Consider the following 14,998-nt stretch of genomic DNA (forward strand, 5'->3'; position numbering starts at 1 on the left):
GCTGCCGGCCGAAGGGAAGGCGGCGCCTCGATGGCCCTAGCCCTGTGCCACCGGATGGATGTGCGGGTGCGCGTGCGTATGGCTGTGCGGGTGGGTGTGCAGCGCGGCCGGGGCGAGATGGCCGTTTTCGATCGCCATCGCCCGTGTCGCCAGCTCGGCGATGAAGCCGTCATCATGCGACACCAGCAGCATGGCGCCAGGAAAAGCGTGCAGCGCCGCCCGCAGCCGCTTTCCGTTTTCGGTGTCGACGCCGTTAGTGGGCTCGTCCAGCAGCAGCACGTCCGGCTGCATCGCCAGCAGCCCGGCGAGGCAGACAAGGCGCTTCTCGCCACCGGAAAGCCGATGGCTGATGCGCGGGGCGAGAGCGTGGATGCCGAGCATGGCCAGCACCTCCTCGGCCCGGCGAAAGGCCTCCGCCTGGGTACAGCCAAGATTGAGCGGGCCGAAGGCGACATCCTCGATCACGCTGGGGCAGAACAGCTGGTCGTCGCTGTCCTGGAACAGATAGCCGATGCGAGGGCGCAGGGCGCGGAAGTCGCGTTCGCTCCGGCAGGATGTGCCGAACAGCCGGACCTGCCCGGCGCTCGGATGTTCCAGCCCGACAAGGGTGCGCAGCAGCGTGGTCTTGCCCGCCCCGTTCGGGCCGACAATGGCCAGCCGCTCGCCTGCGGCAAGGGCAAGGTTGACCGTGCGCAGCACGGCGGCGCCGTCGCGGGCGACGGTGACACCCTCAAGGGCGAGCAGCGCGCTCATAGCCGGTCCGCCATCGTCACCGCGAGACCGAAGGCCAGCGCGGCGCAGAGGCCCGCCCAGTCCCGCGCCGTGGGGGAAGGCGGCGCCAGATATGGAAAGCGGCCTTCATAGCCCCGGCAGCGCATCGCCTCCTCCACACGCTGCGCCCGCTCCAGTGCCCGCACCAGCAGCATGCCGAGCAGATGGCCATAGCTGCGCCAGCTGTGGCGGTTCGTGCCGGGGCGGAAGCCGCGCATTCGCATCGCTTCCTGCAGCCGCCGCGCCTCGTCGCGGATCAGCGAGAGATAGCGCGCCGTGAGCACGAACAGGCGCACGAGAACCTCCGGCACATGAAGCGCGCGAAGCGCGGCGCCGAGCCGCACCGGCTCGACCGCGCCCAGCAGCGCCGTGAGCGCCAGCACTGAGGCGGAAACCTTGGCGGCGATCAGCAAAGCGCGCTCCACGCCCTCGACACTGGCGGTCAGCGGGCCGAGGGAAAACAGCGGCTGGCCCGCCATCGTGAAGGGAAGCGTCGCGAACAGCAGCAGCAGGAATCCCTCGACATGCAGCAGCCGCCGCCAGAGCCGGCCATCGGGCCGGCGCCAGGCGGCAACCAGCCCGGCCACGGCGAGCGCCGCCAGCGCCACGGGGAGCGTGCGCAGCTGCGACAGGCAGGCGATGGCGATAAAGGCGGCGACGAGGCGCAGGCGCAGGTCGCACACGGGAACCTGCGGGACCGCCACCGTCATGAGCGGCGTCCGCGCGCCCACAGGCCGATGCCGGCGAGGCCCAGAATGAGGAAAACTCCGGAAAGGATGTCGGCATAGCGCAGGCGCGCATCCAGCTGCTCGATCCGCTCCATCAGCGGTGCCAGCTGCCGCTGCACCGCCGCCTCGACCAGTGCGGCAAGGCGCGCATCGGCCTCGCCGCCGGCCGGGGCCGATGCGTCCGTCGCAAGCACCGGCGGGGTCGCGCGCGCGGCCCCCCCGAAGCGTGCGGCCGGCAGCGTCACCGAGGCCACATGCCCCTCGCGCGTGTCGACCGTCACCGTGGCGTCCGTGGGCGGCTGCGGCGCGGTGAAGGCGAAGCGCCCCTCCCCGTCCGTCGTGCCGGCAGCGATCGGCGCGCCGGCGGTGTCCTTCGCCACCCACGCGGTCTGCGCCGCGCGGCCGCCGCCGATGAAGAAGGCGTAGCCCTTCACCTCGCCGCCCTCCACCGTGGCGAAGACCTTCAGCTTGTGCGCCTGCGCCGGGCCGGAAAAGGCCAGCGCCAGCAGCAACACTGTCAGGAAACGGATCATGGCGCGACCGGACGCAGCGCCTCGGGCTGCACGCGGGCGAGGAAGGAGACGATCGCGGCGGTGATGAAGGCCTCCACGAGGGCGAGCGGCAGATAGGTGGCGATCACCACACGGGCCGCCGGCGTATAATCGCTCGACGACAGCCACAGCGACAGGGCGACGAGCCCTCCCGTTCCCAGCACCGCCAGCCCCCCGGCCAGCGCGCCGGCCGCCAGCCGCACCGAAGGCCGCGCGGTGGCGCGGATCAGCGGCCCCAGCAGCAGCCCGCACAACACCCCCGGCAGCGCGATATTCACCGTGTTCACCCCGAGCGTCGTGAGCCCGCCAAAACCGAACAGCAGCGCTTGCAACAACAGGGCCACCAGCACGGCGAGAAAGGCGGCGGTGCCGAGCATTACCCCCATCAGCCCCGCCAGCAGCAGGTGCACGCTCGACGGCCCCACCGGCACGGCCACCAGCGACCCCGCGAAGAATGCCGCCGCCAGGATGGCGGTGCGCGGGATCATCCGGTCGTCGAGCCGCCGCAGCCCCAGCGCCACGCCGGCGGCGGCCAGGACGCCGCCACTGACGAGCACCGGCGCGGAGAGGAGGCCGTCGGGAATATGCGCCATTCGCCTACTTCCCGGCGCCCATGTTGTTCCCCGCGCTCATGTCAGTCGCCTTCACCCAGATCAGCGCGCCGTCTTCCACCGGCACCTCTTTGCCCTCGGGCGAGGTCATCGGCGTGTCGCCGTCCAGCAGCGCGGCGAAGCCCCACCAGCCGGCGCGCGGCATGGCATAGGTGAAGGTGCCATTGGCGTCAGCCTTGATCACCTGCGTCACGAAAGCGTCGTTCGGCGGCGTCACCGTGCCGTCATTGATGAACTCGACCTCCACCTCGGCGAAGGGCACCGGCTTGCCGCCCTTCAGCACGACGCCGGAGAAGAGATTGCCCGTCCACAGCCCGGTCGGGCGGGTGAGCGGCTGGATCTCCACCGGCAGCCCGACCAGTTCGTCCCAGCCCTCGCCCGAGGCGTAGCTGTCGACGATCACCTTGGAGTAGTGGACGATGTACTTGCCTTCCGAAGGCTCCCAATAGGGCTGCGGCTCGACATAGAAGATCGCCGCGCCCGGCTCCTTCAGCTCATAGGCGAGCGTCCAGGCGCTCTTGCCGTCGACCGGCTTTTCGCTGATCTGGCCGAGCAGGTCGGTGGTGGTGCCGCCCGCCAACACACCCACCTTGGCCGGCTTCTTCATCTCCATCACCGGCCCGCCCTCGACCGGATGGGTGAACACCATATCGATATTCACCGTCCCGCCCTCCGGCAGCACGTCGGCAGAGGGGATGATCTCCTGGAAATGCGCCAGCGCCGGCCCCGCCCCGAGCGGCAGGACAAGGGCAGCGAAAACGACGAGACGGGCCGGAAAGCAGGTGGGCATGCGGCACCCCTTTTGTATGAATTAAGTGAATAAAAATCATACAAAGTCCGCCCAGTCTCCGGCAAGGGCAAAAAACCATCCCTGGGGAAATTCTTGCCGGGATCAAGGTGATAACCTAACCTCACCACATTCGGCCGGGGGCTCTCATGCAGCGGATCACCATCGCCATCGACGACGATCTGGCCGCGCAGCTGGATGGCTTCATCCAGGAGAGCGGTGCCGCGAACCGCTCCGAGGCGATACGCGATCTGGTGCGTCGGGGCCTTTCCGCGCGTTCGGACGGACCGGCACAGGCCTCCTGCTTCGGCGTCATCAGCTGCGCCATCGACCAGTCGGTGCGCAATCTCGCGGCACGGGTGCCCCAGGGCCGGCTCGACCGGCACGACCAGACCGTCGCCGCCCTCTCGGTGCCGCTCGATCACTCGACCTCGGTCGATGTAACGGTGATGCGCGGGCAGGTCGGCGACATCGCCACCTATGCGCAGGCGCTGTTTCTGGAACGCGGCGTCATGCATGGCGCGCTCAGCCTCATCCCGGTGGCCGAGGACAAGGCCCATCACGTCCACAACCAGGGCTCCCCGCACGCGCACACGCATCTGCGGGTGAAGAGCGGATTCTAGAGCATTTTCGAGCGAAGTGGATTCCGGTTCGCGTGAAGAAAATGCGTAAAGACAAGAATCCAGGGCACGCCTGGTGAACCGGCTTTCACCGGGCGCGCTCCAGAAACGAAAAAGGCGCGCTCGGCCGGAGCGCGCCCTCTTCGCTGTGGTGACGGCAGCTGTCGGCCGCTGCCTCAGTTTCGTATCGCCCGCACCAGCCCGATCAATATGCAGGCGCCGATGACGCCGGCGACGAGATAGCCGATCCAGCCGCCAAAGCCGACGCCGATCAGGCCGAAGAGGAAGCTGGCAATCGCCGCGCCGATGATGCCGAGCACGATATTGAGGAAGATCCCCGTACCGGTCTTCATGATGGCGGAGGCGATCCACCCCGCCAGACCGCCGATGATGATGGCGGCGATCCAGCCAATCTGTGCGTCTTCCATGCTATTTCTCCCAGAGCCCCAGTTGGATGCCGGGGATAAACGCACGGGCCCGTGCGCTGTTCCCGCAACAGGGTACGCCGCGACGGTATTTTTGGCGACGCCTCCTCACGCCGCCGGCGCGGGCGCTTTGAGGCCGATGGCACGCCCGGCCACAAGGGGGCGCTCCAGCCCCGCATGGGCTCCAGCGAGAACGTCAAGGGCGGCGCGCACAGGCGGAGCAGCGGGGCAGGCCCGGCCGGCCTTGCTGTCGACATGCAGCAGCATGTGCTCGCCGGTGGCGATCTCGCGGTGCTCGGGGCCGGCATAGAGCCGGTGGAACACATGCAGCCGCTTCTCGTCCGTGCCGAGGATCTGGGTGGTGCAGACCAGCGCCTCGCCCAGCTTTGCCTCGTCGAGATGCCGCAGGTGGGTTTCCACCGTGTAGTAGCTGTGGCAGCCCTCGACATAGGCGAGATCGACGCCGATCAGCCGCAGCAGCGCGTCGGTGGCGTCGCCGAACACCTGGAGATAGCGGTGCTCGGTCATGTGGCCATTATAGTCGATCCAGGCCGGGGAGACCCGTGTTTCCACCAGCGCCAGCGGCTCGGAGGGGTCGGGGGCCGGGACGGTACCCGCCTGCGCCCATAGTCGCTGCTCGAACTCCTTCAAAAGCTTGCCCGCGCCCCAGCCATCCCCGCCCCGGCCCGCCTTCAGCGCCTGCACGATGCCGACGAGGTTCTCGTCGCGGATGCGCTCCAATTCGCGGATGGAGAGGCCCGCCGCCTGCGCGTCGGATTGCGCGCCGATTTTCTCCACCAGCGCGTCGTCGAGGTCGACCACGTCGGTCAGCTTGGTCCACGGCCAAGCGAGGCACGGGCCGAACTGGGCAAGGAAATGCCTCATGCCGGCCTCGCCGCCAGCGATGCGGTAGGTCTGGAACAGCCCCATCTGCGCCCAGCGCAGGCCGAAGGAATAGCGGATCACGTCGTCGAGCGTCTCGACGTCGCAAATGTCGTCCTTGATCAGCCACAGCGCCTCGCGCCACAGCGCCTCCAGCAGCCGGTCACCGACAAAGGCCTCGATCTCGCGGGCAATCACCACCCCCTTCATGCCGATGGCGTCGAGCACCGCCTTGGCCCGCGCCACCGTCTCCGGCGTCGTCGCCCTGCCACCGACGATCTCGACCAGCGGCAGCAGATAGACCGGGTTGTAGGGGTGGGCGACAAACAGCCGGCCGGGATGGGCGAGCCCCTCCTGCAGATCGGTCGGCTTGAGGCCGGAGGTGGACGAACCGAGCAGCGCTTCGGCTGGCGCGGCCGCGTCGATCTCCGCCAGCACGCGGCGCTTGAGGTCGAGTCGCTCGGGCACGCTCTCCTGCACCCATTCTGCGCCCGCCACCGCCTCTTCGAGGCTTGCGCAGAAGGTCAGCCGGCCACGCTTGGGCAGCGGCGCGCCGGTGAGCAGGCCATAGGCGCGCTCGGCATTGGCCAGCACCTCGGCGACGATGCGCTGCGCGTCGGGGTGCGGGTCGAACACATTGACGTCGATGCCGGCGAGCAGGAAGCGGGCGATCCAGCCGCCGCCGATGACGCCGCCGCCGATGCAGGCCGCGCGGGAGATGGGGGCAAGGCCCCCGGGAAGGGTCGCCGTCATCGTCGTCTCCTCAGCGCTTCACCAGCTTCAGCTTCTCGCGCACCTCGGCCGGGCCGATGATCCGCGCGCCCATATTCGTCACCACGTTGGCGGCCTTCTCGACCAGCTGGGCGTTGGTGGCGAGCTGGCCCTTGCCGACATAGAGGTTGTCTTCCAGCCCGACGCGCACATTGCCGCCCGCCAGCACCGCCGCCGCGGGATAGGCCATGGCGTTGCGGCCGATGGAGAAGGCGGAGAAGGTCCACCCTGCCGGCACATTATTGACCATCGCCATAAAGGTGTTGAGATCGTCAGGCGCGCCCCAGGGAATGCCCATGCACAGCTGGATCAGCACCGGGTTCTCGATCAGCCCTTCCTCGGCGAGCTGCTTGGCAAACCAGAGGTGCCCGGTGTCGAACGCCTCGATTTCGGGGCGCACGCCCAGCGCCGTCATTTGCCGCGCCATCTCGCGCAGCATGGACGGCGTGTTGGTCATGACATAGTCGCCGAGATTGAAGTTCATCGTGCCGCAATCGAGCGTGCAGATTTCCGGCAGGCATTGCGCGACATGGGCGACGCGCTCGGTGGCGCCGGCCATGTCGGTGGCTTTCTCGTTGAGCGGAAACGGCGCCTCGACGCCGCCGAAAACGAGATCGCCCCCCATGCCGGCGGTCAGGTTCAGCACCACGTCCACCTCGGCCGAGCGGATGCGGTCAGTGACCTCGCGATAGAGCTCGAGGCGGCGCGAGGCGGCGCCGGTCTCGGGATCGCGCACATGGCAGTGCACCACCGCCGCGCCGGCCTTGGCGGCGTCGATCGCACTGTCGGCGATCTCTCGCGGGGTGATCGGCACATGGGCGGAGCGCCCGGTCGTGTCGCCGGCACCGGTGACGGCGCAGGTGATGAAGACATCGCGATTCATCTGCAAAGGCATGGCGTGGCTCCTGAAAGCATGCGCGGAGCTTGACGGCAAAGCGAAGTCGTGACGCAACTATTTACGCAATCCATTTTTCATTCTGCGAAGCGATGATCTTTACCCCTTCCGACGACGCGCTCGACGTCACGCTACTGCTGTTTCCCGGCCTGTCGCTGCTCTCGCTCGCGGCGACGCTGGACCCGATGCGCGGCGCCAACCGCGTGCTCGGACGGCCGGCCTTTCGCTGGAAGCTGGTGTCGATGGACGGCCAGATGCCGACAGCGAGCTGCGGCCTGCCGATCCCGGTGGACGGCGCCTTCGATGCCGGCACGCGGCAGGATGTGCTGATGGTGGTCGCCGCCTTCGAGGCGGCCCGCTTCGCCACGCCACCGATCCTCAAGGCGATCCGCGCCGGCGCCAAGCGCTCGGTCGCCACGGGGGGCATCGAGTCCGGCTCATGGCTGATGGGCTTCGCCGGGCTGCTGGAGGGGCGGCGCGCCACCACCCATTGGGAGGACCTGGAGGACTTCGCCGCCCGCTTCCCCGAAACCGACGTGCAGCCCGACCGCTTCGTGATCGACGAGCCGGTATTCACGACAGGCGGCGCCACCCCGGCGCTCGACTGCATGCTGGCGCTGATCCGCGCCCGGCACGGCTATTCCGCCGCGCTCGATGTCGCCAGCCTCTATATCTATGAGGAAGTGCGCGCGGGCTCGGACGTGCAGCCCATCGTCTCGCTCGGGCGCATTCGCCAGCATGAGCCGCGCGTGGCCGAGGCGATCCGGCTGATGGAAACCCATATTGACCGCCCGCTCACCGTCGCCGCCATCGCCCGTCGGGTGGGGGTGTCGACGCGGGGGCTGGAGACGCTGTTCACCAAGACGGTGGATGTGCCGCCCGGCGCCTATTACGTCACGCTGCGGCTGAAGGCGGCGCGGCGGCTGGTGCTCGACACCAACCTGCCGATCGCCGACATCGCCGAGCGCACCGGCTTTTCCGCCATCGCCTCGCTGTCGCGGGCGTTCCGGCGGCAGTTCGGCGCGCCACCGTCGGCGGCGCGCCGTCAGCGTTTGTAGCAGCCTCAGAGGCCGAGGCCGGCTTTCACCGCCGCCGCGCCGGGCTTGCCGTCGAGCGTGGTGACGCCGGCGAGCCATGTCTCCACCGTCGCCGGGTTCTGCTTCATCCACGCCGTCACCGCCGCCTCGGGCTGCATCCCCTTGTCGAGAATGTCGCTCATCAGCCGGTCTTCCATCGCCACGTCGAAGACGAGGTTGGTGAGCAGCTTGCCGACATTCGGGCAGTCCTTGACATAGCCCGGCCGGGTAAGGGTCAGCACGCTGGCGCCGCCATCCTTGGGCCCGAACACATCATTTCCCTTGGTGAGATACTCGATCGGCAGGTTGACGTTCATCGGGTGCGGCCGCCAGCCGAAGAACACCACCGGCTCGCCCTGCTTGATGCGATGGCCGACCTGGGTGAGCATCGCCTGCTCGCTGGATTCCACGAGGTCGAAGCCCTTCAGTCCGAACGTGTCCTCGGTGATCATCTTGGAGATGGTGGCGTTGGCGCCGCTGCCGGCCTCGATGCCGTAGATCTTGCCCTGCAGCTTGTCCTTGAACTTGGCGATGTCGGCATAGGTCTTCAGCCCGGCATCATAGGCCGCCTTGGAGGTGGCGAAACCGATGCGCGCGCCGTCGAGATTGGTGGCGACCACGTCGATCTTGCCGGCCTTCACAAGAGGAACCTGTGTCGGCTCCTGCAGCGGCATCCAGTTGCCGAGGAAGATGTCGCGGTCCCCATTCTCCAGTGCCTTGAAGGTGATGGCGACGGAGAGCACCGCGACGTCCGGCTTGTAGCCGAGATGGGTGAGCAGTTCATCGGCCACCGCCGTGGTGGCGGTGATGTCGGTCCAGCCGACATCGGAGAAGCGCGGCTTGGCGCAGGCGGCCGGGTCGACGGCGAAGGCCGGGGACGACAGGAGCGTGGCGGACAAGGCGATGCAAGTCACGAGATGGCGTGAAATCATTGCTGTTCCCTCTGTTGGCGATCATGCCGCACAACGGCATCGCAAGGGAAAGCCTATCGACAGGTGCGCCGGTTGATTGACCTTGTTCGAAGTACAGATGACCGAATGCGCAACCCGGTCATCCCCGCCCTTGCCTAGTCGCGCCCGCTTAGCCGCCGCAGCGCGGCGTGGACGGTGGCGTTGCCGGCCCACATGGCGCCGGGCCGGGTGAAATCGCCGTCAAAACTCACCAGCCCGCCGGCTTCGCGCACCAGCACCATGCCGGCCCAGCAATCCCAGCAATGCAGCGTCGGGTCGTAATAGCCGGCGAGGCGGTTGGCGGCGACATAGGCCAGCATCAGCGCCCCCGAGCCGACGCGGAACAGCACGCCGCCTTCGCGATAGAGCCCCTCGACAAAGGCGCCGACCTCGGCGGGCAAGGCCTTTTGCGTGGCGCCGAAGCCGATGGTGGTGGAGGCGATGGTCCAGTCCGGGTTCATCGCCAGCGACCGCCCGTTGAGCCGGGCGCCCCCGCCCGCGACGGCGGAATAAAGCTCGCGCAGCATCGGGGCATAGATGACGCCGGCCACCGGCTCGCCCCCGCAGGCGAGGCCGATCGACACCGTCCAGTTCGGCTGTCCCACCAGGAATGGCATGGTGCCGTCGATCGGGTCGATCACCCAGACGAAGCCGGACGTGCCCTCCGTCGCCGCCTCTTCCTCGCCGACAATGCCATCGCCGGGGAAATGCCGGCGGATCGCCCGACGCAGCCAGGCCTCGATGCTGCGGTCCGCTTCGCTGACGAGGTCCTGCGAATCGGACTTCAACTCCGGATGCAGCGTGTCACGCTGCAGAAAGAACTTGCGCGCCCGCGCCCCCGCCCCGCGCGCCAGCGCCTCGGCGACGGCCTGCCGGGCACGGAGCGGCTCCATTCCATCGTCATGCTCCGCTGCCATCCTGCCCGTCTCCACACTTGTTGACTGCCACGCACCGGCCACCGTGCCAGCTCCTGATGCTATTGCATATTTCAGATTACAAATGTATCGGTTTCCCGTCGACGACAGTGCTGTTGTCGCGGCCGGGCTTCTCGAAAAGCGCCGGCACGGGTTGAGGCCGGCACGTCCGGCGGAACTGCGGAAGGAAGCGGCGCCGGCGACGGCTCCACGCCCCCGCCAATGATGAGAGACGGTTTTCAACCGTCCGCATGTCGGCCTCGCCCGAACCGTGGCGCTGCGCCATTTCAGGAGGAAACCATGAAGCGTGCATTGAAAATCTGCGCCAGCGTCGTCGCCCTCGCGGCGGCAACGGCGGCCATGCCGGTGGCGGCGATGGCGGACTGGCTCGAAGAGGCGGCCAAGCCCCTCAAGGGCACTGAAGTCAACGGCATCTTCCTCGACCGTCCGGGCTACCGCGCCATCATCAAGCTGCTGCCCGAATTCGAGAAGAAGACCGGCATCAAGGTCAATTACGAAATCGTTCCCTATGAGAACGCGCGCGAGAAGGAAGTGCTGAACTTCACCTCGCGTGGCGACCTTACCATGGCGCTGGTCGATCTGGTGTGGATCGGCGAGTTCGCCGAGAATGGCTGGCTGGTGCCGGTGGACGATCTCGCCAAGGACAAGGCGATTACCGACCCCAACCTCAAGCTCGACGGCTTCTTCCCGCTGCTGCTGGAAGCGTTCGGCTCCTGGGGTGGCACGGTCTATGGCCTGCCCTTCGACAATTATTCCGGCCTGCTGTTCTATAATTCCTGCAAGCTCAAGGAAGCGGGCTTCGACAAGCCGCCGGCGACCTGGGAAGAGGTGATGACCGTCTACGGTCCCAAGCTCACCGACAAGTCGAAGAACGAGTTCGCCTATGCGCTGCAGTCGCGCCGCGGCGAGACCCAGTCGGCCGACAGCTTCATGCGCTTCCTCTGGCCCTTCGGCGGTTCGCTGCTGAACAAGGAGTTCAAGTCGAACCTGCTCAGCAAGGAGAGCCAGGCCGGCCTGCAGTTCCGCCAGGACCTGATGAAGTACCAGCCGCCCGGCGTTGTCTCCTTCGATCACGCGGAATCGGTGAACGCGCTGGCCCAGGGCCAGGTGGCGATGATCACCGAATGGTCGGCCTTCTATTCCACCCTCGCCGACCCCGCGACCTCCAAGCTCGGCGATTGCCTCGCCGTGGCGCCGGAGCCCGCCGGTCCCGCCGGCCGCCTGCCCGCGCTGGGTGGCTTCTCGCTCGCCGTCGCCGCGCAGGCGACTCCCGAGCAGCAGAAGGCCACCTGGCTGTTCATCCAGTGGGCAACGTCGGAAGACATCGCCAAGGCCTATGTCGAGGCCGGTGGCGTGTCGGGCCGCATGGCCGTCTACAACGACCCGGCGATCAAGGCGAAGTACAAGTTCGTCGAGCCGATGGTCGCCTCCTGGCAGGCCGGCGTTCCCGAATATCGCCCGCGCTTCCCGGCCTGGCCGGCGATCTCCGAGATCGTCGCCGAGTGGGGCTCCAAGATGATGCTGGGTGAAGTCACCGTCGAGGGCGGGTCCAAGGAGATCGGCACCCGCATGGAAGCCATCCTCGGCAAGGAAGGCTATTACGACGGAAAGAAGAAGCTCCTTCAGTGAGTTGAAGCCGGCGGCGGGGCCTCTCTCCCGCGCCGCCGGCCTCCGGGCGGATGCCGCAACCCGCGAAGCGGCATCCGCCCATTTTCATTCAGAACGGTGCCGGGATTTACAATATGAGCACGCTCCACGGCCGGGCGCTGGACGAGATCCGCGCCTGCCTCGACAAGGTGCGCGGCGACGAGCTGGACGGTGCCATTGCCGAACTGGCGGGTGCCGGCCGCATCGCGCTCTACGGCGTTGGCCGCGAAGGCCTGCAGATCAAGGGCCTCGCCATGCGCCTCTACCATCTCGGCTGCAAGGCGGCCGTGGTGGGCGACATGACCACGCCGCCGGTGGGACCGGGCGACCTTCTGGTGGTCTCCGCCGGGCCGGGCGACTTCTCCACCGTTTCCGCCCTGATGGCCGAGGCCCGCGCCGCCGGCGCCCGCACGCTTCTCGTCACCGCCGAGCCGAACGGCACTGCGGCCGCCCGTGCCGACCGCGTGCTCACCGTGCCGGCGCAGACCATGGCCAGCGACCAAGGCGCGGCCGCCACCTCCGTACTGCCCATGGGCTCGCTCTATGAGGGCGCGCTTTATGTGCTGTTCGAGATCCTGATCCTCGGCCTGCGCGAGCGGCTGGGCGTGACGCCGGCGCAGATGCGCGCCAATCATACGAATCTGGAGTGACCGGAGAGGTTCTCCGCACACCGCCCCAGCAAGACGCGACAGGGAAGACGCCATGAGCGAGGCCGCGACATCCGCCGCACGACGCAAGCCCAACCGGGGCTATGGCCGCTGGACGCCGCTGTGGTTCCTCGCCCCGGCCGTGCTGACGCTGCTGCTGATCGGCATCTACCCGACGATCTTCGCGCTCGTCACCTCGTTCCGCCGCTACAATATCACCCGCCCGCGCGAGGGCTTTCCATTTGTCGGCTTCGAGAACTATGTGAACGTGCTGACGGACAGCACCTTCTGGTCCTCGCTGTTCCTCACCGCGAAGTTCTATGTGGCCGTGCTGCCGATCCAGGTGGTGCTCGGTCTCGCCATCGCGCTGCTGCTGCACAAGCCGGGCATGGGGCTGTTGAAGTCGCTCGCACGGGTCACACTGGTCGTCCCACTGGCCACCACCTACGCCGTGGTCGGCCTTGTCGGCCGCCTGATTTTCAACCGCGATTTCGGCGTGGCAAATCAGTTCCTGTCCTTTGCCGGCTTTGGCCCCATCGACTGGCTGTCAACGCAGGACGGCGCCTTCGCGGCCATCGTCATCATGGATGTGTGGCAGTGGACGCCCTTCTGCGCGCTCATCTTTCTCGCCGGCCTGTCCATGGTGCCCGGCGAGATCGAGGAAGCGGCGCGGCTGGAAACCTCATCCAAACTGGCCCTGCTGCGCCATGTGCAGCTGCCCTATCTGCTGCCCGGCCTCACTGCCGTGATGATCCTGCGCTCGGCCGACGTGCTGAAGCTGTTCGACATGGTGTTCGTGATGACCCGCGGCGGCCCCGGCTCGGCCACCGACCTGATCTCGATCTACATCCAGCGCGTGGGCTTCCGCATCTTCGATCTCGGCACCGCCTCGGCGCAGGCGATCCTCTTGCTGATCCTCACCATCATCATCAGCCGGCTCTATATCCGCCTGCTCTACCGCGAGGTTCACTGATGCGTATCTCGTCCGGCAAGCTGCTTCACGCCCTCGGCCTGACCGCCGTCGTCATCTTCACGCTGTTTCCGTTCTTCTGGATGGTGTCGGCCAGCTTCAAGACGCAGGCCGACATCCTGTCCTCGCCGCCGGTGTGGTTCTTCACCCCGACGCTGCAGAACTATGCCGAGATCTTCGCCGACACCAAGGTCAGCGGGGCGATCATCAACTCGCTGATCGTCGCCACATGCTCGACCCTGCTCGCCGTGATCCTCGGTGCGCCCGCGGCCTTCGCGCTGGCCCGCTACGAGTTCCGCGGCAAGTCGGACCTGTGGTTCTGGTTCATCTCCAACCGCATGATCAGCCCGATCGTGCTGGCGCTGCCGGTCTATCTGCTGGCGATCCAGACCGGGCTGCTCGACACCCATCTGGTGCTGATCCTCATCTACCTCACCTTCCAGCTGCCGATCGTGGTGTGGATCGTCACCGACCAGTTCAAGTCGATCCCGGCCGATCTCGAACAGGCCGCGCGGCTCGATGGCGCCGACCAGTTCACCATCTTCCGCAAGATCTACCTGCCGCTCGGTGCCCCCGGCATCGCGGTGTCGGCGATCTTCTCCTTCATCTTCTCCTGGAACGAGCTGCTCTATGCGCTGGTGCTGACGCGCCGCGCCGTGCAGACCGCCCCGGTCGTCGCCACCAGCTTCATGTCCGGCTATGAGCTGCCCTGGGGCAAGATCATGGCCACCGGCACGGTGATCGTGCTGCCGGTGACGATCTTCGCGCTCATCGTCTCCCGCCACATGGTGCGCGGCCTGACCATGGGAGCGACCAAGTGACGGGCACTTCAACATCGATCCGCTTCGGCATCAATCTCGGCTTCTGCACCAAGCGCTGGGTGACGCCGGAGCTGTGGACGCGGGTCGTGCGCGAGCGGCTCGGGCTCGACCTCGTGCAGTTCTCCTTCGACCTCGTCGACCCGATGTGGCCGGACGCCATCGTCGACCGCCACGCCGCCGACATAAGGCGCGCGGCGGAGGCGGCGGGCATCACCATCCACAGCGCCTTCATCGGCTTGGCCCATTACAGCTTCAACCAGCTGCTGCACCCCGACCCGGCGGTGCGCAACTATGCCGAATACTGGCTCGGGCGGGCCTATCGCTTCGCCGCGCTGGCCGGCATTCCCCGCGTCGGCGGCCCGCTTGGCGCCATTCCCGCCACGCTCGACGGCAGCGAGGCAGATGCGCTGGATCCGGCCGACTACGCCGAACTGATCACCCGCCTGCACCGGCTCGGCGAGCGCGCCGCCGCCGAGGGGCTCACCGAACTCTATGTCGAGCCGACGCCGCTGCGCCGGGAATGGCCGTGGAGCATCGACCAGGCCCGGCAGATGATGAACGACGTGGCCGGCAGTGCCGTGCCGTGGCGGCTCTGCGTCGATTGGGGGCACGGTACCTTCGCCCCCCTCTATGGCGAGGACCATGGCGGCATGGAACCCTGGTTCCGCGCGCTCGCCGACGTCATCACCGCCGTCCATATCCAGCAGACCGATTTCACGCTCGACCGCCACTGGGACTTCACCGTGCCGGGCCAGGTCGATCCGGTGGAAGCCGCGGCGCTGCTGCGGCGCACCGGCGTCGACGCCTGCCCGGTTTTCCTCGAAGTGTTCTATCCCTTCGAACACGATAGCCGGGCGATCCTCGGCGCGCTGGAAACGACCTGCGCGCGCCTCACGCAGGCTCTGGCCTGA

General features: G+C 67.6%; 17 protein-coding genes. 7 read left to right on the forward strand and 10 right to left on the reverse strand.

Annotated features, from left to right (window positions below):
• Window positions 1–36 precede the first annotated feature (36 nt).
• Genes J2S76_RS12045 through J2S76_RS12065 form a run of 5 tightly spaced genes read right to left on the reverse strand, consistent with a single transcriptional unit; the run spans window position 37 to window position 3,451 of the window.
• A complete protein-coding gene (locus J2S76_RS12045; RefSeq protein WP_307060687.1) occupies window positions 37–753 on the reverse strand; it encodes an energy-coupling factor ABC transporter ATP-binding protein in 717 nt (238 codons plus the stop codon).
• Window positions 750–1,481 (reverse strand): cobalt ECF transporter T component CbiQ, encoded by a 732-nt coding sequence (cbiQ, locus tag J2S76_RS12050; RefSeq protein WP_307060688.1) that lies wholly within the window; start codon window positions 1,479–1,481, stop codon window positions 750–752. Before cbiQ ends, J2S76_RS12045 begins: the two co-directional genes overlap by 4 nt.
• On the reverse strand, window positions 1,478–2,032 hold the full coding sequence (locus J2S76_RS12055; RefSeq protein ID WP_307060689.1) for a NikL family nickel/cobalt ECF transporter subunit: 555 nt from the start codon (window positions 2,030–2,032) through the stop codon (window positions 1,478–1,480). The genes cbiQ and J2S76_RS12055 overlap by 4 nt, the downstream gene beginning before the upstream one ends.
• Window positions 2,029–2,643, reverse strand: coding sequence for a cobalt transporter CbiM (gene cbiM / locus J2S76_RS12060; protein ID WP_307060690.1), 615 nt, complete (start codon window positions 2,641–2,643; stop codon window positions 2,029–2,031). Before cbiM ends, J2S76_RS12055 begins: the two co-directional genes overlap by 4 nt.
• Before the next feature lie 4 nt (window positions 2,644–2,647).
• Window positions 2,648–3,451 (reverse strand): DUF4198 domain-containing protein, encoded by an 804-nt coding sequence (locus J2S76_RS12065; protein ID WP_307060691.1) that lies wholly within the window; start codon window positions 3,449–3,451, stop codon window positions 2,648–2,650.
• A gap of 146 nt (window positions 3,452–3,597) precedes the next feature.
• Here J2S76_RS12065 and nikR point away from each other — a divergent pair, with 146 nt between their 5' ends.
• The gene (gene nikR / locus J2S76_RS12070; RefSeq protein WP_307060692.1) at window positions 3,598–4,071 is read left to right on the forward strand and encodes a nickel-responsive transcriptional regulator NikR; all 474 of its coding nucleotides are present in this window, start codon (window positions 3,598–3,600) and stop codon (window positions 4,069–4,071) included.
• 173 nt (window positions 4,072–4,244) lie between these two features.
• On the opposite strand, the gene J2S76_RS12075 is transcribed toward nikR, so the two are convergent.
• From J2S76_RS12075 to bcoG, 3 genes are all read right to left on the reverse strand, one after another.
• Complete coding sequence (locus J2S76_RS12075; RefSeq protein ID WP_018390011.1) at window positions 4,245–4,496, reverse strand: GlsB/YeaQ/YmgE family stress response membrane protein; 252 nt, start codon at window positions 4,494–4,496, stop codon at window positions 4,245–4,247.
• Between the two features lie 105 nt (window positions 4,497–4,601).
• The gene (locus J2S76_RS12080) at window positions 4,602–6,128 is read right to left on the reverse strand and encodes a carnitine 3-dehydrogenase (protein WP_307060693.1); all 1,527 of its coding nucleotides are present in this window, start codon (window positions 6,126–6,128) and stop codon (window positions 4,602–4,604) included.
• A 10-nt stretch (window positions 6,129–6,138) separates the two neighbouring features.
• Window positions 6,139–7,041: a 3-dehydrocarnitine:acetyl-CoA trimethylamine transferase BcoG gene (gene bcoG, locus J2S76_RS12085; RefSeq protein ID WP_307060694.1), complete on the reverse strand. Its 903-nt coding sequence runs from the start codon at window positions 7,039–7,041 to the stop codon at window positions 6,139–6,141.
• A 92-nt stretch (window positions 7,042–7,133) separates the two neighbouring features.
• Between bcoG and J2S76_RS12090 the strand changes: the two genes are divergently transcribed.
• Window positions 7,134–8,099: a GlxA family transcriptional regulator gene (locus J2S76_RS12090; protein ID WP_307060695.1), complete on the forward strand. Its 966-nt coding sequence runs from the start codon at window positions 7,134–7,136 to the stop codon at window positions 8,097–8,099.
• Window positions 8,100–8,104: 5 nt separating this feature from the next.
• Here J2S76_RS12090 and choX read toward each other — a convergent pair whose 3' ends face one another.
• Both choX and J2S76_RS12100 read right to left on the reverse strand, forming a co-directional pair.
• Window positions 8,105–9,049 (reverse strand): choline ABC transporter substrate-binding protein, encoded by a 945-nt coding sequence (choX, locus tag J2S76_RS12095; protein ID WP_307060696.1) that lies wholly within the window; start codon window positions 9,047–9,049, stop codon window positions 8,105–8,107.
• Between the two features lie 134 nt (window positions 9,050–9,183).
• On the reverse strand, window positions 9,184–9,960 hold the full coding sequence (locus J2S76_RS12100) for an inositol monophosphatase family protein (RefSeq protein ID WP_370874738.1): 777 nt from the start codon (window positions 9,958–9,960) through the stop codon (window positions 9,184–9,186).
• Window positions 9,961–10,281: 321 nt separating this feature from the next.
• Between J2S76_RS12100 and J2S76_RS12105 the strand changes: the two genes are divergently transcribed.
• The 5 genes from J2S76_RS12105 to J2S76_RS12125 all read left to right on the forward strand — a co-directional run bounded on the left by J2S76_RS12105 (window position 10,282) and on the right by J2S76_RS12125 (window position 14,998).
• Window positions 10,282–11,631, forward strand: coding sequence for an ABC transporter substrate-binding protein (locus J2S76_RS12105; RefSeq protein ID WP_307060698.1), 1,350 nt, complete (start codon window positions 10,282–10,284; stop codon window positions 11,629–11,631).
• A gap of 113 nt (window positions 11,632–11,744) precedes the next feature.
• Window positions 11,745–12,299: an SIS domain-containing protein gene (locus J2S76_RS12110; RefSeq protein WP_307060699.1), complete on the forward strand. Its 555-nt coding sequence runs from the start codon at window positions 11,745–11,747 to the stop codon at window positions 12,297–12,299.
• A 52-nt stretch (window positions 12,300–12,351) separates the two neighbouring features.
• Window positions 12,352–13,269: a carbohydrate ABC transporter permease gene (locus J2S76_RS12115; RefSeq protein ID WP_307060700.1), complete on the forward strand. Its 918-nt coding sequence runs from the start codon at window positions 12,352–12,354 to the stop codon at window positions 13,267–13,269.
• Window positions 13,269–14,087, forward strand: a complete 819-nt coding sequence (locus J2S76_RS12120; RefSeq protein ID WP_018390002.1) for a carbohydrate ABC transporter permease — start codon at window positions 13,269–13,271, stop codon at window positions 14,085–14,087. The genes J2S76_RS12115 and J2S76_RS12120 overlap by 1 nt, the downstream gene beginning before the upstream one ends.
• Window positions 14,084–14,998 carry a sugar phosphate isomerase/epimerase family protein gene (locus tag J2S76_RS12125; RefSeq protein WP_307060701.1) on the forward strand — a complete coding sequence of 305 codons (915 nt, stop codon included), beginning with the start codon at window positions 14,084–14,086 and terminating at the stop codon, window positions 14,996–14,998. Before J2S76_RS12120 ends, J2S76_RS12125 begins: the two co-directional genes overlap by 4 nt.

Origin of the sequence: Ancylobacter vacuolatus (assembly GCF_030813595.1) — a bacterium.
In the GTDB taxonomy this organism is placed as follows: Bacteria; Pseudomonadota; Alphaproteobacteria; order Rhizobiales; family Xanthobacteraceae; genus Ancylobacter; species Ancylobacter vacuolatus.